Annotated in this window: 11 protein-coding genes, 1 tRNA gene and 4 pseudogenes; 6 read left to right on the forward strand and 10 right to left on the reverse strand. The window is 68.2% G+C overall.

What is annotated here, in order from left to right; all coding sequences use genetic code 11:
- Window positions 1-698 precede the first annotated feature (698 nt).
- The 4 genes and pseudogenes from OH768_RS21975 to OH768_RS21990 all read right to left on the reverse strand — a co-directional run bounded on the left by OH768_RS21975 (window position 699) and on the right by OH768_RS21990 (window position 4,301).
- Window positions 699-1,607, reverse strand: coding sequence for an NADP-dependent oxidoreductase (locus OH768_RS21975; protein WP_406456115.1), 909 nt, complete (start codon window positions 1,605-1,607; stop codon window positions 699-701).
- 637 nt (window positions 1,608-2,244) lie between these two features.
- A pseudogene (locus OH768_RS21980) lies at window positions 2,245-3,288 on the reverse strand (LLM class flavin-dependent oxidoreductase).
- A 15-nt stretch (window positions 3,289-3,303) separates the two neighbouring features.
- Window positions 3,304-3,941: pseudogene (locus tag OH768_RS21985) on the reverse strand (NAD(P)-dependent oxidoreductase).
- 234 nt (window positions 3,942-4,175) lie between these two features.
- Window positions 4,176-4,301 carry a hypothetical protein gene (locus OH768_RS21990; protein ID WP_406456117.1) on the reverse strand — a complete coding sequence of 42 codons (126 nt, stop codon included), beginning with the start codon at window positions 4,299-4,301 and terminating at the stop codon, window positions 4,176-4,178.
- A 412-nt stretch (window positions 4,302-4,713) separates the two neighbouring features.
- Here OH768_RS21990 and OH768_RS21995 point away from each other — a divergent pair.
- A tRNA-Arg gene (locus tag OH768_RS21995) sits at window positions 4,714-4,789 on the forward strand.
- 223 nt (window positions 4,790-5,012) lie between these two features.
- Here the strand turns inward: OH768_RS21995 and OH768_RS22000 are convergent.
- Both OH768_RS22000 and OH768_RS22005 read right to left on the reverse strand, forming a co-directional pair.
- Window positions 5,013-6,365: pseudogene (locus OH768_RS22000) on the reverse strand (site-specific integrase); the annotation flags it as partial.
- Window positions 6,362-6,496: a hypothetical protein gene (locus OH768_RS22005; RefSeq protein WP_406456119.1), complete on the reverse strand. Its 135-nt coding sequence runs from the start codon at window positions 6,494-6,496 to the stop codon at window positions 6,362-6,364. The gene OH768_RS22005 and the pseudogene OH768_RS22000, both read right to left, overlap by 4 nt.
- Before the next feature lie 33 nt (window positions 6,497-6,529).
- Between OH768_RS22005 and OH768_RS22010 the strand changes: the two genes are divergently transcribed.
- From OH768_RS22010 to OH768_RS22025, 4 genes are all read left to right on the forward strand, one after another.
- Window positions 6,530-6,808 (forward strand): ion channel, encoded by a 279-nt coding sequence (locus tag OH768_RS22010; protein WP_406456121.1) that lies wholly within the window; start codon window positions 6,530-6,532, stop codon window positions 6,806-6,808.
- 377 nt (window positions 6,809-7,185) lie between these two features.
- On the forward strand, window positions 7,186-8,802 hold the full coding sequence (locus tag OH768_RS22015; protein ID WP_406456123.1) for an MFS transporter: 1,617 nt from the start codon (window positions 7,186-7,188) through the stop codon (window positions 8,800-8,802).
- A gap of 555 nt (window positions 8,803-9,357) precedes the next feature.
- The gene (locus OH768_RS22020) at window positions 9,358-9,849 is read left to right on the forward strand and encodes a hypothetical protein (protein ID WP_406456125.1); all 492 of its coding nucleotides are present in this window, start codon (window positions 9,358-9,360) and stop codon (window positions 9,847-9,849) included.
- Between the two features lie 121 nt (window positions 9,850-9,970).
- Window positions 9,971-10,537 carry a hypothetical protein gene (locus OH768_RS22025; protein WP_201056448.1) on the forward strand — a complete coding sequence of 189 codons (567 nt, stop codon included), beginning with the start codon at window positions 9,971-9,973 and terminating at the stop codon, window positions 10,535-10,537.
- Here OH768_RS22025 and OH768_RS22030 read toward each other — a convergent pair.
- Window positions 10,455-11,285 (reverse strand): IS5 family transposase, encoded by an 831-nt coding sequence (locus OH768_RS22030; protein ID WP_406456127.1) that lies wholly within the window; start codon window positions 11,283-11,285, stop codon window positions 10,455-10,457. The two genes, OH768_RS22025 and OH768_RS22030, sit on opposite strands and share 83 nt — an antisense overlap.
- Window positions 11,286-11,968: 683 nt before the next feature.
- Between OH768_RS22030 and OH768_RS22035 the strand changes: the two genes are divergently transcribed.
- Entirely contained in the window at window positions 11,969-12,895 is a 927-nt protein-coding gene (locus OH768_RS22035) for a hypothetical protein (RefSeq protein ID WP_019067335.1), read from the forward strand.
- A gap of 977 nt (window positions 12,896-13,872) precedes the next feature.
- On the opposite strand, the gene OH768_RS22040 is transcribed toward OH768_RS22035, so the two are convergent.
- The 3 genes and pseudogenes from OH768_RS22040 to OH768_RS22050 form a co-directional block, all read right to left on the reverse strand.
- Window positions 13,873-14,118, reverse strand: coding sequence for a glycoside hydrolase family 15 protein (locus tag OH768_RS22040; protein ID WP_406465395.1), 246 nt, complete (start codon window positions 14,116-14,118; stop codon window positions 13,873-13,875).
- 2 nt (window positions 14,119-14,120) lie between these two features.
- Window positions 14,121-14,894 (reverse strand): annotated as a pseudogene (locus OH768_RS22045) (glycoside hydrolase family 15 protein); the annotation flags it as partial.
- Window positions 14,895-14,918: 24 nt separating this feature from the next.
- Window positions 14,919-16,337, reverse strand: a complete 1,419-nt coding sequence (locus OH768_RS22050) for a DUF2252 domain-containing protein (RefSeq protein WP_406456129.1) — start codon at window positions 16,335-16,337, stop codon at window positions 14,919-14,921.
- Between the last annotated feature and the right edge of the window lie 40 nt (window positions 16,338-16,377).

Below are 16,377 nucleotides of genomic sequence, written 5' to 3' on the forward strand. Positions count from 1 at the left end.
AGATGAGGCGTCACCACTGTGGGTGTGTCGGTGAGCGGCGTGCGCAGGCGATCAGGAACGTCGGTGCGAGCAGGACTGCTCAGCCGTGTCGCGGCCCCCGGGGCATGCCGAAAGCGGATGCCCGGCAGGCGTGTGGACCAGTCGTGGGCGGCGTGGACGGCGGGAGCGGCGCAGCCGTCCGGGCCACAGATCGCCGCGTCGTCGCCGGCGACGAGAACCGTGGGGTGGGTCTCCTCCCAGACCTGGCGCAGGACGCCGAGGAGGGTGTCGGTACGCTCCAGTCGCCCCGGGTGGCGACGGCGAAGGCCGCGGTGGTGACTGCTCGTGCAGACTGGCGGGGGGTGGCTCCTCCGCAGTTCGGCCACGCGGCGGCGACCTCCCACCTCGCGCTGTTCCAACGGCCCAACCACCGGCGGATCCGCGATGTCCCGGGGAGCGACAAACGCGACAGGCCACTACTTCCACGAGCCACCGCCCTACACCCGACCAGTGGAAACGCACCCCTCAAGCCCGGAAGGACGACAGCTGCCAAGCGCCGCCCTGAACGGGCACTCGACGCCGGCTTCCCGCCCACAACGCCCATGTACAAGGTGGTCGTCACCCAATCCCCGATGACCGTATGACGGCGGGAGCCCGGGCACACCGAGCCATCTTCGTATGCCCGGGCTCCCGGCTGGGGAATCGGTTCCTGGGGCGCGCTACGGGTGCACGACGATCTTTCCTTGTACGTGCCCGGTTTCGCTCTGAGCCATGGCCATGGCGGCGTCCGCAAGCGGAAGGTCGGTCGTGATCACGATCTTCAGCTTGCCGTCGATCGCCATCTGTGCCGCCTCGGCGAGGATTCGGTCGCCATCGGTGGCCCTGGCCGTCGACAGCGGGATGCCCAGACCGGCACCGGCGGGGTCGGCGATCGTGACAATGCGGTCGGTGGTGCCGCCACGCAGTTCGATGGAGTCAGGCAGCGCCCCCTGACCGGCGATGTCGTAGACCGCGTCCACGCCGTGCGGCGCGATGTCACGAACCCGGCTCACCAGGCCCTCACCGTAGGCAAGGGGAACGGCGCCGAGGGAACGCAGATACTCGTGATTGGCGGCGGAGGCCGTGCCGATGACCGTCGCTCCCCGAGCCACCCCCATCTGAACGGCAACCGTTCCGACGCCACCGGCCGCTCCATGGATCAGCAGAGTGTCGTCGGCGGTGACGCCCAGCAGGTCGAGATCGCGTGCAGCGGTGAGAGCGGCCACGGGAAGCGCGGCGGCCTCCGCCCAGCCCAGACCGGAAGGCTTGCGGGCGAACACGGAGGCGATGGCCTGTTCCGCGTACGCTCCACCGGCGATCAGCCCGAAGACCTCGTCACCGACGGCGACGCCGGTCACGCCCTCCCCCACCTCGTCGACGACTCCGGACGCCTCGTTGCCGGGGATCGCGGGGAATGTCGTGGGGAAAACCTCCGCCAACCACCCGTTGCGGATCTTGTGGTCCATCGGGTTCACCCCGGCCGCACGCACCTGAATCCGGACCTGTCCAGGACCGGCGTGGGGTTCGTCGACCTGAGCCAACCGCAGGACCTCGGGTCCGCCGAACTTCTCGTAGGTGATCGCTTTCATCTCAGCATCCCTATCTGTCGTGGGGCGGCGTCCGGATGCCGGTCAGCGACGAGGCGCTCTGTGCGCCAGGTCGCGGAAGCCTGGAAGTCATCCGGTCCACCTCGATGCGTACGTTGTGCGCGCAGCACCATGTTGAGCTGCAAAGGCAGCGCGCACAAAAGGAACAAACTTGTGCGTGCCCGGGGGTCGTCGAAAAGACAGAGCGCGAGTTCCGAACGGCAACTCAGCCGACGGAGACCGACGGGATCGTCAGCCATTCGGGGACGCAGCCATCCGGTCGGCACTGTGACCCACAGGCCGGAAGCGCAGGTCGCCGCCGACCGCGTAGCCTGCACCGCCGGTGGGAACGTTGCGCAAGACGCCGGTGTCACCGGCGCCTGATGCTGAGTCTGTTCGTGCGCGTCGGCCAGGGATGCCCGTGCAGCGGGATGAGGGGAGCCAGGCCAAGGGCCCGCCCCGTGCCATTACGGCGACCCCGCTACGAGAGGGTGATTGTCTGGTTTGGAGCCTCGATGTACCAGGACTCAGTGGTCCAGTCCCGGCCGTTCCGCGTGTAGTGGACGTCAACCACGCGAGCAGCGCAGCTTCCTCAAAATCGGCGGCTGCGAGGAGGCCATGTCCTCCGCCTCTTTTCTCGCTACGGTTTCGTCGCCACTTCGGCGCGGATCTGGGGGAGGACTTTCGTGCCGAGCAGTTCGATGCCGCGCAGGAAGTCGCGCTGTGGCATACCGCCGACGTCCATCTGAAGGATCTGGCGGGCGTGGCCGAGCAGGCCGTGCAGATGGAGGATGCGGTCGGCGATCTCGTCGGGGCCGCCGACGAAGACCATGCCGTCGGGGCCGTATTGCGCGGCGCGGTCGGCTCGCGAGGGGGCGGGGCACCCCAGTTCGGCCAGGCCCTCGGCCATCATGCGGTGCTCGTGTTCCAGGTAGGTCGTCCGGGCCTGGGCGTCGGACTCGGCGACGAACCCGTGCACGGCGACAGCGATGTCGGCCCGCTCGGCGGGGTGGCCGGCCTGGGCCCAGGCGGTGCGGAAGGCGTGCCCGTAGCGCGCCCAGTGCTCGGGGGTGCCGCCGAGGATGCCGAGGAACATCGGCATCCCCGACTCGACGGCTCGGGACACCGAGTCGGGGCTGCCTCCGGTGCCCAGCCAGATCCTCAGCGGCTGCTCGGGGCGGGGAAAGACGGTGACATCTTCCAACGACCGTCTGCGGTGCGGGCCTTGCCAGGTGACGTTCTCGCCGGCGTTGACGGCCATCAGTAGGGCCAGTTTGGAGGCGTACAGCATGTCGTAGTCCTCCTCGTCGTGGTCGAAGAGCGGGAACGTGATCGTCGACGAGCCGCGTCAGGCGACCAGCTCGATGCGTCCGGGAGCCGGCGACGCGGCGGTCGCGAGCTGCTGGAACACCCGGATCGGGTCGTCGGTCGACAGGACGGTGACCGCGGTGCTGAGCTTGATCCGGTGGGTTGCGGCTGCGGCGGCGTCGACCACCGAGGTGGGTGAGGACAGCGGCATCGCCCGCATGTGGTGCTCGCCCACCCCGAAGAAGTCCAGTCCCACCTCGTCGGCGAGCTTGATGGCCTCCAGCACATCGCGGAGAGCCTGGGCGGTGGGGCCGTGGCTGCCGTCGGGCAGCCGCGGGGTGTTGCCGAAGGAGTAGACACCGAGTTCGAAGGTCATGGCGGGGTCCTGGCCTCAGTTGCTGATGGCGGGCATGGTCCGCAGGTAGCGGGCGTCGGTGAGCTGGGAGACGAGGAACGCGGCGATGTCGGCGCGGCTCATGGCGGAGGCGACCTTGTTGTGGCCGAGGAAGCCGGAACGGATGCGGCCGGTGGCGGGCTTGTTCGTCGGGTTGGTGATGCGGGCGATGGTGTAGTCGAGACCCGAGCCGGTGACGGCCGCGGTCATGCCCTTCAGTTCGGCCAGCGCGTTGGGGATCGTCAGCCCGGCCATGACGGGCAGCACCTTGTGCTTCCAGTGCGGCTTGTCCTGCGGATCGGCCAGGGACGGCGTGGCCAGTCCGATGAACCGGTCCACCTTCTTGGCCTCCATGGCCTGCACGATGGTGCGGGTTCCGTCGGTCACCGGTGTGCCGGTCGCAGACCGTTTCAGGGACGGGCCGAGCGCGCTGATCACCGCGTCGGTGCCGCTGAGGGCCTGCTCGACGGCGTCCCGGTCGGACAACTGGCCGGTGACAACGGCGAGTTGGGAGTGGGTGAGGGTGAGCTTGGCAGGGTGCGGACCAGGGCGGTGACCTGGTGGCCGTCGTCCAGAAGTTGTTGGACGACCAGGCTGCCGATGGCGCCGGTCGCGCCGAAGACGGTGACACGCATCAGGAATGGTTCCTTGCGGTGAGGGTCAGAAACTGAAGGGGGTCAGAAGCTGTAGGGGCCGAAGCGTCCCCAGGCCACCAGAGCGGCCAGGATCAGCAGGGCGGCGTTGAAGGCGATCGCGCCGGGTTACCTGCGGCGGGCGTGGGTGATCGCGGCCAGGGCCATCACCACGATCAGTCCGGTCGCGGGCCGGCGGGGTCAGCGCGGGGGCGATATCGGTGGCCGCGAGCAGGATCAGCCCATGGCAGCGGCCAGCTCCATGAAGCCGATGAAGCGGATGAAGCGGAGGGTGGCCGACGAGTAGCCGACCGTCTCGTGCACCCTGTCCTTGGGCTGGGTGGACTTCACGAAGCCGGCCATGGCGAAGAGGGCGGGCGATCAGCACGGCCTGCACGCCCTCCATGATCAAGGGGCGACCTGCCATGCCGGCCGCCGGCGAGACAGCGCCCCGTGGCCCCACAAACCGACGCAGGGAGCAGAACGGTCCAACCGCCCTCGCCCCCGCCTTCTCAACGCCCACCAATCATTCGCCACCAGCCGCAGAAACGGCAGCTCAGAGGGTCTCTAGCTCGCCGCCCCGCTCCCCTGTCCCTATACAGAGGACAGCCGCCGACGCGTATCCGCTACGCTGTCCTTGGTCGGTCGTTGGTACGTCGCGTTGTCTGCTCAGGTGACAGTGCGGAGAGCGTCGCACTACGTTTGACCAGCGGGCTTGTGCTCCTTGTCGAAGATCCGCAGCCTGGGTTTTCAACGAGGTTCTCTACAAGCCCCCGCCTTCGTAGCTCAGGGGATAGAGCACCGCTCTCCTAAAGCGGGTGTCGCAGGTTCGAATCCTGCCGGGGGCACCATGTAATACCGCTCTGACCTGGGGTTTATCCCCCAGGGAGGGCTACTACTCGGCCTCGGACTCCTCGTCCGGGGCCGTTTACGTGAGCGGTGCGTGAGCGGACGGAGAGTTGATCTCCGGAATTCTCCCAACGGATCAGCATCATCCGGCACGGACTCCGGGCCGGGATGCTCCGCGTCGTCGGGCTCGGCCTCCGCTTCGGGGACCGGGTTTTCGGAGGTGGCGCGGGCGCGCGGGACGAGCCGGGCTGCGGCCTCGGCGATCGCCAGGTCCGTTTCAGGGAGCAGGCTCGTGTACGTGTCGGCCGTGATGGTGATCGATGAGTGGCCGAGCATCTCCTGGATGTCCTTCAGGTCGGCCCCGGCCGGTCTCCACCCAGGCGTTCTCCCACTCCTTACGGTCCTTGTCCTGCTGGGCGCGGTGCCGCTCGAGGGCCTGGACCGTATCGGAGTCGAGCGCGATGGTCCGCGCGCCGGTGTCCGTCTTGGGGTCGTCCTCGTACACCTCCCAGCCGTCCACGACGAGTTGCTTGACGACGGTGATGAGCCCGGCGTCCAGGTTGGTGTCGGTCCACTTCTGCCCGCACGCCTCGCCCCGTCGCAGTCCACGGAACGCGATCAGGTGGAACAGCGCGTACAGGCGGTCCTCCGCGACGTGGTCGAGGAAGAGGCCGGTGTGTGTTCCGGCGTCCAGACCATCACTGACGACGGCTTCTCGCCGGTGCGCTTCCAGTGAAGGACGCGCTCCTCGGTCCATACGAGGGCCTTGGGTCGTTTGCCCGCCTCCAACTCGACGTGGGCGGCCGGGTTGAAGGTGATGAGCTGCTGGGCGATCGCGGCGTTCAGTGCGGCCCGTAGGGTGGAGCGGACCCGCTGGCGTGTAGCCGGACCGACGATTCGGCGGTAGGGCTCCATCTCGGCGATGGCTGCCTTCATCGCCTTGCGGCGGGCGCGGGGCTCGCGGCCCTTCCAGGGGGGCTGGGCGAGGTCCTCGAACGCCTTGTGGCGGGCCGCGTTGCCTTCGGCGATCTCAACGTTGGCCTCGGCAATGGCCTCGAACATCTCCGACAGGTGGGCGACCCGGAGGCGGTCCAGCCGGTAGTGCCCGATCCTGGGTTTGAGGTGCACCCTGATGTTGCTCTTGTCGCGGCTGATGGCGCTCTGCCGCCCCTTCTTGCCCGCCAGCCACATGTCCAGCCACTCGCCGACCGTGAGCCTGCTCGTCAGGTCCAGGCCGTGGCTGAGGCGCTTTCGGGTCGCCTCGATGTTCGGCAGCGGGGCCTTCTCGTCGGCCACCTTCTCCAGCAACTCGGCTATCTGGGCCAGGCCCTCGGCGTCGTCGGCGTCGGCGAGGCCGACGAGCGCGCGGACATGGTCGAGGTCCGCCTGGGCGGCCTTGAGGGAGTCGTAGCCGGCGCGGCTGAAGGAGCGACGGGTGCCGTCTTCGCGGGGCGGGAGTTCCTGGCGTATGGAGTACGAGCCGTGCTTGCGGCTGGAGAGCTTGGGGCATTTCTTGCCGAGCGGCTTGGCGGTGTGGGGGTCACGGCAGTAGCAGCGGCGGTGGGTGGAGCCCTTCAAAGATCGTTCTCCTCGGTGGTGTCGGTATCGGGTGGGTCGACGTCGGCGAGCTGCGGGGGCAGGTGGGGTGCCGCCGCCTTCGCGGATGGCGTCGCGGTGGCTGCTGCTCGCAGCTTCAGTGAGTCCCTCACGAGAGAACCGACTCGCTCTACTTCACACTCACCGTGTTCAGCACGGTCGGCTTCGGCGACATCACCGCCGTCACGCAAACGGCCCGCGTCCTCACGATGGCTCAGATGACCGGCAACATCCTGCTCGTCGGCGTGGCGCCCGTGTGGTGGCCGGTGCGGTGCAGGCCGGTCTGCACCGGAAGGAGGAGAGGGACAGGTAGCGGGGAGGGGAGGCCGGTGCGCGGAGACAGGGCCTCGGCGATCACGACGGCGGGCGGACGTCAGGCGACCACGCGGTCTGCGCATCGGCGTCGCGCCAAATCAGCGAAGTGATCTTTGACCTGCGGGAGGTGTGCGAGGGGGCATTGGGTGCACGCGTTCTCCGGATGTCCGAGCCTGGAGGACCAGCAGCGCATCGGGCAGGAGGAAGCTCCAGGGACTGTGGTGCTGTGTGAGCCGCCCGGTGAGCTGGAGGTCGTCGACGGGCGGCGACGTGCGGCAGGGGGCGGGCGGCGGAGGGATCGACGCCGTCGTGCTGAAACCAGGTAGCCGTCGAACACTCACATCGCCGCGCAGTCAGGAGTCCGACTGCCTGTTCACGCACGCGAGGCGGCTGCCTCCATTGCCCGTCCTCACCTCGTCGCCGCCAAGCGGCTGACCGCCGCGGCAGGTCGCGTGGCCTACCGCGGAACAATTGCCACTATTCACCCATGGCACCCCTTGCAGATGCTGCTGTGAAGCCGGCGACAGGGCGCCTCGTCCTGATGACGCTCGCGGCAGGTCAGTTCCTGATGGCCCTCGACAGCTCTGTCATGAACGTGTCGATCGCGACCGTGGCCGAGGACGTGGACACGACGGTGACCGGGATCCAAGGGGCCATTACGGCCTACACCCTCGTGATGGCAATGTTCATGATCCCCGGCGGCAAGGTCGGTGCCCTGATCGGCCGCAGACGTGCCTTCATGATCGGCTGCGCTGTCTACGGCTGCGGCTCCCTGGCCACGGCGCTCGCACCGAACCTGACGGTCCTGTTGATCGGCTGGGCGTTCCTTGAAGGGATCGGAGCCTCGCTCATTCTGCCCGCGATCGTGACACTCGTGGCGAGCAACTTCGCCGTCGAACGCCGTCCCGCCGCCTACGGACTCGTCGCGGCCGCAGGCGCAGTGGCCATCGCACTGGGGCCACTCATCGGGGGTCTCGCGACCACGTACTTCTCCTGGCGCTGGGTGTTCGCCGGTGAGGTCGTCATGGTGCTCGGCATCCTGCTGCTCGCCCGCCGCATCACCGAGGCGCCGATCGGCGAACGCGCGCGGATCGATGTCATCGGCGCCGTGCTCAGCGCCCTCGGGCTCGGGATCTTCGTCTACGGGGTGCTCCGCTCGGACGAATGGGGCTGGTTCCAGCCGAAACCCGACGCGCCTTCGTGGCTCGGGGTTTCGCTGGTCGTGTGGTTGATGCTGGCCGGTCTGCTGCTGATCTGGCTCTTCCTCCGCTGGGAGGCCCGCGTCGTGCAGCAGCGCAAGGAGCCACTCGTCGCCCCGGCCATGCTGCAGAACAAGCAGCTCACCGGCGGCCTGACGATGTTCTTCTTCCAGTACCTTGTGCAGATGGGCGTGTTCTTCGTCGTACCGCTCTATCTGTCGGTCGCCCTGGGCCTGTCCGCGCTCCAGACCGGCGCCCGCATCCTGCCCCTCTCACTGACACTGCTGGCGGCCGCGATCCTGATCCCGCGCCTCCTCCCCGACGTCTCGCCGCGTCGGGTGGTCCGGCTCGGGGTCCTCGCGCTGCTCGCGGGCGCCGTGGTCCTCATGGCCGCGCTCGACACCGACGCCGGCGGGGAGATCGTCACCATCCCCCTCCTGCTCATCGGGCTCGGCATGGGCTCGCTGGCGTCCCAGCTCGGTTCGGTCACCGTCTCCGCAGTCCCGGAGGCCCAGAGCGCGGACGTCGGCGGAGTCCAGAACGCCGTCACCAACCTCGGCGCCTCGATCGGCACGGCACTCGCCGGGTCGATCATGATCGCCGCGCTCGCGTCGTCGTTCCTGACCAGTGTCGAGCAGAACCCGGCGGTCCCGGACCAGGTCAAGAGCCAAGCCTCCGTCGAACTCCAAAGCGGTGTGCCCTTCCTGTCGGACGCTCAGCTGAAGGGAGCTCTCGACGACGCCGGCTTGAGCGCGCAGACATCCCAGGAAGTGCTCGACGCGAACACCGAAGCAAGGCTCGACGGCCTGCGCGCCGCACTCGCCGCACTCGCCCTCGCCGCTCTCCTCGCCTTGTTCTTCACCTCACGGATCCCGACGACCCAGCCTCGCGCGACGAGGTCGTAGACCCCAGCGGAGGAAGCGAACATCAACCTGAAGGGTCAGGTGACCAACCGCTGATCGCCGATCGGCCCGATCCGGCGTATGCACCTCACTGGGCCTCCACCAACCTTGAGTCGCAGGTCAAAGGGCTGGCGTGACCGATGTTCGGGGTGCTCACGCTGGTCGTGGGCGACAGTCTGAGCAGTAGATCGTCACGTCGCGGAAGAGTTCGCCGCCATCGAGGAGCAACGACCATCCACTTGTGTCTGAAGGGGACTTACTTGTTGCGACGCCTGCTCGCGCCGCAGTCGACGCCGCCAGCGACGCTTGCACGGCACACTGGGCGCCAACCTGGCGGCCGACCACAGGACGAGGAGAGCACTCTGGTACCGGCTGCGCGAGTGCATCGCAGGGCCCCGAACGGGCGACAAGGCCCTTGCCCCGGAATGCGAACGTCCTGGCCCGGCCCTTCACTGGAGAGGCGGCCACCAGCCGCGCGCGGCACCCGCCCGGGCATCCGGGAGACACCCCACTGCTTTCGCCGCCCGGGCGGAGCGTCCCGACCCCGCTGGAGACGACATGTCCGCACACCGCACGCGCTGGGCCGCGGGCGTGCTGATCACGGCGCTCACCGCCACCGCGCTAACCGCCTGCTCCAACGGCGGGAGTCCCTCGTCCACCGCCAGCAAGGCCGCATCCGCCGCCTCCTCGGCCGCTGCGTCCCTCGCCTCCCAGGGCTCCGACGCGCTGGCCTCCGCGACCGCCGCGGCGGGCAAGAAGCTGGACGAGATCAAGAACGGGACCGACGTCAAGAACGACGTGACACTGGGAACGCCGGACACCTCCTCAGGGCGTGCCACGGTCAAGGTCACCGCACGCAACACGGCCGACTCGACCAAGTCCTTCGCCGTCCAGGTCAACTTCCGTGACACCGGGGGCAATCTGCTCGACACGGCCGTCGTCACCCTCTCGGACGTGGCGGCACGCAAGGACGGAACCGGCTCCGCGAGCAGCAACCGTTCACTCTCCGGCGAAGTGCGCGCCGAAGTCGGGCGGGCCCTGCGCTACTAAGTGCGTTGTGGCAAAGGGAGTCCCTGTTCGATGAGCAGGGGTTTCTTCGTGTGCGGGGCATGGGCGCGGAGGGGTAGGGGCAGGCAGCGGGCGGCTTGTTGTTGATCGAGGAGAGTGTGCGATGCCGTCGGTGCTGGGGTTGATGGAACGGCGTGAGGCGCGGGCGAGGCAGGAGCTGGAGTCCTGGACGGAGGTCCTGGAGCAGGCTCAGGCGGAGGTGGATGCCGCGCGGGAGCGAGTTGAGCGGGCCAGGGTGGGGCGTGAGGAGCTCGTGTCGGTGCTGGCCGAGGAGAGCACGGTGAGTTCGCCGGTTTCCGTGCCGTCCGGTGGTGCGGTGGTTACCGCTGTGGGATCGAGTGGCTCCGGCGCGGGGTACGGCGAGCAGCCGCCGGTGTGGCGGTCGGGCATGGGTGAGGAGGTGCTCAGCGGCCTGTATCGGGAGGTGTTCGCCGCGGTGGTGGCCGCTTCGGAGCCGGTGAGTGGGGCGGAGCTGGCGCGGGCGGTGGGCCGGGAGGCGGAGATCAAGAACGAGGTGGAGAAGATCCGTCACCGTGCCTACGTGCTGGAGAGGCGGGGCTGGCTGGTGCGGGAGAAGGACGGACGGTTCACGCCCGCGCCCGCAGCAGTCGGTCGGGACGCTTCTCCGGCCAGTGCGGAGCGTCCCCGGCCAGGCGCCGGGACAGCCTGATCGTGGCGGCCCACCACACCATCTGCTGGTGGTGATCGGCACGGCGTTCGTGGTCGCGGTTGAGGCGGCGTGAGCGGGAGAGCCAGCTCAGCGTTCGCTCCACCACCCACCTGCGGGCCAGTACAACAAATCCGCGCTGCCCGTCGGATCGGCGCACGACCTCGGCCCGGACCCCGTGGCGGGCGAACGCCTTCGCCAGCGCCGGACCCTGGTAGGCGCTGTCGACCCACAGCAGTTTCAGCAGCCGGCCCGGCTGCTCCATGAATGTCTCCAGCAGCGCGGGGGCGGCCTTGGAGTCGTGGACGTCCGCGGTGGTCACGGTGACCTCCAGGAGCAGGCCCTCGGTGTCGGTCAGGACGTGGCGCTTGCGCCCGTCGCGTGATTTACCGCCGTCGTATCCGCGACTGTCCTCGCCGACGGTCTCGGAGGCGTCCACCGACTGGCTGTCGATGATCCCGGCACTGGGCTCGGCATTGCGGCCCGTGCGCTCCCTCGCCGTCCGGCGCAGGCGCTCGTAGAGTTCCCGTACGTAGTTGTTGGTCCGCCAGCGGCGGAAGAAGTCGTAGACCGCCCGCCAGTACGGGAAGTCGACCGGGACGGCCATCCACTTCACGCCGTTGTCGACGAGGTAGCGCACAGCGTCGAGCATCTCGCGGTGGCAGTGCGCCTCCGGGCGCCCACCTCGTTTGAGCAGCCAGGCCGGTACCGGCATCGCGGAGCGGACCTCGGCCCATTCCCCGTCCGTCATGTCACTCGGATAGCACCGCGCCCGCCGCCCCGGAGCGATCGAACCGAACCTGTGCACGTAGCAGTCACACTCCGGAGTGGCCGTGATGGACGCGGGCGCAGCGGAAATGGTCAACTGTCCGGACAACGGGTCTCCTTGACCGTGACGGGCTTCAACAACCACGTCACTACCGGGAGGCCCGTTTCTTCATGCCCGCGACCCCACCGGCACCTCTGTCCGAATGATCACCCGCGCCGCACACATCGAACAGGGACTCCCTTTGCCACAACGCACTCAGCGGTGAAGGTGTAGAGGGCGGCCCAGGGCTCGTGGGGAACGCGTCCCGCAGGTCACGTTCCGGCGGGGTCAACTCGTCGTAGGAGAGCGCCTGTTCAGGATAGTGATCTCCTCTCGCCCTCTCCTGGGAGGGCCAAGGTTCTGGGGTGGTCAGAAGTGATCCTCTCTGCCAGGCTGGGCGGCTCGCGCGTCGAGAACGTGGAAACGGGGAGCGGCAACGGGTCGGACCCCGGGTGGCGTGCAAAGGAATCAGAGGGAGCGCAGCAGTGAGCGGTATGAGTTCTGAGAGCGAACAGCGGCAGCAGCCGAGCAGACGTGGAATTCTGCGAACTGGGGCGGGGATCGCGGCCGTTGCGGCGACGGGTTCAGCGTTTTCGCTCGGGGCGGCGGGGTCGGCGGCGGCGTCCGTGCCTTCCTCCAAGCATTTCCTGCTGTCCGGCGCCGGAGGGAATCCGGTCTGGCGGGCACCGCTGCACCAGCCGACCTGGGCCATGCAGTCGTTCGCCTTCGACAGTGTCAACAGCCACATCTACTTCGCGCAGCACCGGATCGGGGACAGCACGGGTCACAACGGAGATCTGTGGATCTCCAAGACCGATCTCTCGGGGAACGTGCTGGACATCATGGCGCTGCACGGATTCGGCCACGGTTCGTCGATGGGCGTGGAGTCGACAGGGTCGGGATCGGAACCGTATCTCTGGATCGAAGGCTCCGACTCCGACGACAACGGGGCCGGGGAGAAGCTGTCCCGTTTCCGGTTCGTCGCCGGGCTGACCCTTGACTACTCGGACCATCCGGCAGTCACCATCTACGACCGCACCCCGACGATTTCCAGCTTCGTCAAGCTCCCCCGGCCGGCGATCGACACGTACAGCAACCGACTCCTGATCCGTTACGCGACGGACGCGACCGCCAAGCGTCTCTGGCGACTCGCGGTGTTCGACATGGACGACGCGGTAGCCGGACGGCTCAGCGACGGCTACCGGCTCGTAGAACGGGCGATCCCGAACAACGGCGAGATCCCCGGACTCGAAGACACCGACTACTTCCAGGGCATCGTCTCCTGCGGGGAGTACGCCTACCTGACCTACGGCCGCGCGAACAACACCTCGTACCTTGTCACTCTCGACCTGAACGACTCGGGGGCTTCGGTCTACGACGTCTTCGAGACGAGCGCCGGGGCGTCGCTGCCCGGCCGCGAACCGCAGGGCATTGCGACCTGGATGGTCTCGGGCCAGCCGCGACTGGCCTTCGGCTTCTCGTCGAAGACCGCAGCGAGCCCCGACGACCTTCTCGACGCCAGCGTCTTCTACAAGAGCGACTTCATCAGCTGACGAGCGCCACCGGCCAGGACAGTAGGCGGCTCGTCTTTCACTCGCCTTGGGGGACGGGCCGCGTACATCACGGTCAGGCCGAAAGGGGCCCGTTGTGTCCCAGAAGCCAGAGACCCCCCGCAGGTCGAATGCGGGGGGTCTCTGCTTTTCCGGCCTGCCTAGACGGCGAGAGGCAACCTGCTTGCCGTCGACTGCTCAGCAGGCGGGTAACGGGAAGGTCGTGCCATGACTCGATCCTTTCACGAAATCGAGTCTCCATTCGAACCGGGGCGGTTCACACACCTCGAACGAAATCCGGTTAGCCACAACGCACTAACCGAGGCGCATCGGCCGTCGTGCCCCAGGAAGGTACGCCTGGACAGCACATCACCCGATCGCAGGCAGATCGCCAGCAGCATCCCAAAAGGAGATCAGAGCCGCATCCAGTGGCGGCCCTCATTGAGCACTGTGCATCGTGACGTTGCAGGTCATGGGTCTGGCGTGTGCTGTCTTCGGCGTGCTTGTGCTTGCTGGTCGTGAGCGGCAGTCTCGGACGTAGATCGTCTGGCAAGGGTGGGTTTGCGGTTCCCGCCCGCCGTCACGGGTTGCGTCCCTACGCTCCGGCGTATGACGGACCCCGAGGTGCTGGAGCGGATCACCGTGTGACGCGCGGAATTTGACGGACTCGGAGAGCAGCTGGTCAAGCAGCTGTCCCAGGTACGGGCCGAGCGGGAGGAGCTCGCCGTGGCGGTGTCCCGGACCGTGCGCCGGGGGTGGACGAGTCCGCGCTGCCGGTGCACTACCAGCAGTTTGGCAGCCGGGCACGGCTGCCCCAGGAGCAGTGTCGCCAGGACCATCGCCGCGATCGGGAGGCGTAGTACCGCCGCGAGTCAACGACGAGGACGGGCATCTGCCCCACTGCATCAGGCCGCGCCGTGACGGCAGGCAACCTGGTTCTGGGGACTGGAGCGCGCCGAGCGGCTCAGTTCCTCCATACGCTACCGCTGGGGAGGCCAGGGCGCGTCGGCTCCGGAGTGGGCGTAGGCCAGGTTGAGTGCGGCCGAGATGACGCCGAGATGGCTGAATCCCTGAGGGAAGTTGCCGAGCAGCTCCCCGGTGTCGGGGTCGATCTCCTCCGCCAGCAGACCGAGGTCGTTGGCGCAGTCCAGGACGCCGACGAGGTACTTCTCTGCCTTTTCGATGCGACCGGCACGCGCCAGGGCGGACGCCAGCCACAGGTGCAGAAGACGAACGTGCCCTCCTCGCCGGGCAGGCCGTCCGACGAAAGGTAGCGGTAGACGTGGCCGTTGCGGGTCAACTCGGCTTCCGTCCGGTCGATCGTGGCGAGGATCCTGGGGTCGTCCGGTGGCAGGAAGCCCCGCAGGCTCACCTGGAGCGAGGATGCGTCGAGGTCGTCGTGGTCGAACGCCTGGAGGAACGCACCGGTTTTGGGGTCAACTCCCTTGGTCTCGAGAGTCGTCCGAATCTCCTGGCGGGCTTGCTCCCAGTGTTCCCGCAACCCCGGCTCCTGAGCCAGCTCGGGGGCCATGTCGAGGAGGCGGATGCCGCAGTCCACAGCGGCCCATGCCATCAGTTTGGAGAAGACGAAATGCCGGCTCCGGCCGCGGATCTCCCAGATGCCCTCATCGGGCTCCTGCCAGCGTTTGATGTTGAGGTCCACCACGTCGCGCAGGAACCGCGCGCCGCGCGGGGCGATGATCTGCTGGCCGCGCAGCTTCAGGAGGAGCAGCGTCGCCTCCAGCAGTTCGCCGTACGTGTCCAGCTGGAACTGGTCCCATGCGCCGTTTCCCACGCGGACCGGGCGAGAGGCGCGGTAGCCCTGCAGGTGGTCCAGATCGATCTCGTGCAGCAGTCGTTCACCGCGGATGCCGTACATGATCTGCAGGTCCTCGGCCCGGCCTGCGGTCGTGCGCAGCAGCCATTGACCGAACCCCTCGGCTTCCTCCAGACCGGTACCCGTCGACGAGACCGTCCAAGGCCGTGGCTTCCATGCGGCCACGGCCTTCCCGTGTGCTGTACCTCTTCAGGCCGCGTCGGCGGTCAGTTGCCCGCTGCTGATGGCGTCGACGAGTGTCTGGTGGTCCTGTTCGTTCTGGTCGGCGTAGCGCTCGGCGAACGTCACCAACGCCCGGTCGAAGGAGTCGCTGCCTCCCAGGTAGGCGGCGATGGCGATGCGGTCGCCGGACCTCGCATGGGCGCGGGCCAGGGTCGCGCCGCAGAGTGCGCCGAAGGTACGCATGCCTCGCGGCACCATGTCCTCGGCCACCGCGACCCCCTTCCAGTCCCGCAACTGCCGTACGTAGAAGTCCCGCCGCCGGCCATCGAGCCCTTCGACCCGCTCCCAGCCCAGGAAGATGTCGCTGGTGGCCTGCATCAGCCGCTGCCCGGAGACGACCCGCTCGCCCTGCGTCCGGAAACGGGGGCCCCCGATGTGGCGTGCCAGCACCGACTCGTCGGCCTCCTTGGCCTGGAGGAACAGTGGATCCTCGTCATCCCTGCCCAGCAGGAGCACGATCCAGCAGCGGGTGCCCACACTGCCGACCCCGACCACCTTGCGGGCCATGTCGGCCACCCGGTACTGCTCCAGAAGGAAGCGCCGGTCCGACTGCAGGGTCGTGCTATAGCGCTCGATGAGCTGGCGGATCTGCTGCTCCAGACTGCCGCGCTGAGCATCCGGCAGCAGGTCATGGAGGGGGGTGATCAGCGGCGGATCGGGAGCGATACGGCGCTTGCCGTCGGTGACATGGGTCAGTTTGCCGAAGACCTGAAGGGTGTCGCGGGAGCGCGCCTTCGCCGTAGCCTTCGCCCAGCGGTCACGGCCACGCGCGGACAAGTCCGCCCCGAACCGCTCACGCACCCAGTCCACGTCGAACTGGGCGTACCAGACGCTCAGATTGCCCATCCCGGCGAAGTCGCGCATGTGCTCGCGGTAGGACCGAACCGTCGCCTGCACGATCGCTGCCCGCTCCCTGCCGCTGAAACCGTTCAGCCGACCGGCGATGACGAGGCTGGCGGCCAGGCGTTTGACGTCCCACTCCCAGGGACCCGGCAGCGTCTCGTCGAAGTCGTTGATGTCGAACATGAGGCGGCGCTCGGGCGAGGCCAGCAGCCGGAAGTTCAGCATGTGCGCGTCGCCGCACAGTTGCGTCGTGAATCCCGACCTCGGCGTGTCCGCGAGATCCGCGGCCATGACGGCGGCGGCCCCCCGGTAGAAGCGGAAGGGCGACTCGGCCATCCTGCCGTAGCGAATCGGTACGAGTTCGGGCACCCGTGTCGCCGACTGCTTCTCGATGATCTCCAGCGGATCCGGCCGCTTCGGCCCGGGTGCGAACTCGGCGTGGCTGCTGCGGGGTACGGCGGCCCGCGCCGCCTTGCCGAGTGCGGCCCGCTCCTGCGGGGTGCGGTGCCGTAGCGCGTGTCCGTCCAGCCTGTTCTCCGTCATGGCAGCGGCTCCAAGAGGTGGATTTCCGACGCGCAGGCGA

The sequence above is a fragment of the Streptomyces sp. NBC_01622 genome (assembly GCF_045209635.1).
Taxonomy (GTDB): Bacteria; Actinomycetota; Actinomycetes; order Streptomycetales; family Streptomycetaceae; genus Streptomyces.